The sequence below is a fragment of the Rhodopseudomonas palustris genome (assembly GCF_003591005.1).
Taxonomy (GTDB): Bacteria; Pseudomonadota; Alphaproteobacteria; order Rhizobiales; family Xanthobacteraceae; genus Rhodopseudomonas; species Rhodopseudomonas palustris_K.
This window is the reverse complement of record NZ_QYYD01000068.1, coordinates 1-995: the sequence shown is the minus strand read 5'-3', so window position 1 is coordinate 995 and position 995 is coordinate 1. Positions and strand designations below refer to the sequence as shown.

Below are 995 nucleotides of genomic sequence, written 5' to 3'. Positions count from 1 at the left end.
GATCAAGCTGAAAATTGAAACGACGCACTGTTTCCTTTCTCCGTAATAAGAAAGGAAAAATGGTGTGTTCGAGTCTCTCAAATTTTCGCAATGCGGACTGTTTTACGAAACAGTTTCGGGTTGTGAGGTTAAGCGACTAAGCGTACACGGTGGATGCCCTGGCAGTCAGAGGCGATGAAGGACGTGCTAATCTGCGATAAGCGTCGGTAAGGTGATATGAACCGTTATAACCGGCGATTTCCGAATGGGGAAACCCAGTGTGATTCGTCACACTATCGTTAAGTGAATACATAGCTTAACGAAGCGAACCGGGGGAACTGAAACATCTAAGTACCCCGAGGAAAAGAAATCAACCGAGATTCCCCCAGTAGCGGCGAGCGAACGGGGAGCAGCCCAGAGTCTGAATCAGCATGTGTGTTAGTGGAAGCGTCTGGAAAGTCGCAGGGTACAGGGTGATACTCCCGTACACTAAAACGCACAGGCTGTGAACTCGAAGAGTAGGGCGGGACACGTGGTATCCTGTCTGAATATGGGGGGACCATCCTCCAAGGCTAAATACTCCTGACTGACCGATAGTGAACCAGTACCGTGAGGGAAAGGCGAAAAGAACCCCGGCGAGGGGAGTGAAAAAGAACCTGAAACCGTGTACGTACAAGCAGTAGGAGCCCACTAGATGGGTGACTGCGTACCTTTTGTATAATGTGTCAGCGACTTATATTCTGTAGCAAGGTTAACCGTATAGGGGAGCCGCAGGGAAACCGAGTCTTAACTGGGCGTTAAGTTGCAGGGTATAGACCCGAAACCCGGTGATCTAGCCATGGGCAGGTTGAAGGTTGGGTAACACTAACTGGAGGACCGAACCGACTAATGTTGAAAAATTAGCGGATGACTTGTGGCTGGGGGTGAAAGGCCAATCAAACCGGGAGATAGCTGGTTCTCCCCCAAAGCTATTTAGGTAGCGCCTCGTGAACTCATCTTCGGGGGTAGAGCACTGT

Annotated in this window: 1 rRNA gene; it reads left to right on the top strand. The window is 50.2% G+C overall.

Going from position 1 to position 995, the window contains the following annotated elements:
* Window positions 1-126: 126 nt before the first annotated feature.
* Window positions 127-995: ribosomal RNA gene (locus tag D4Q52_RS25955) — 23S ribosomal RNA — on the top strand; the annotation flags it as partial.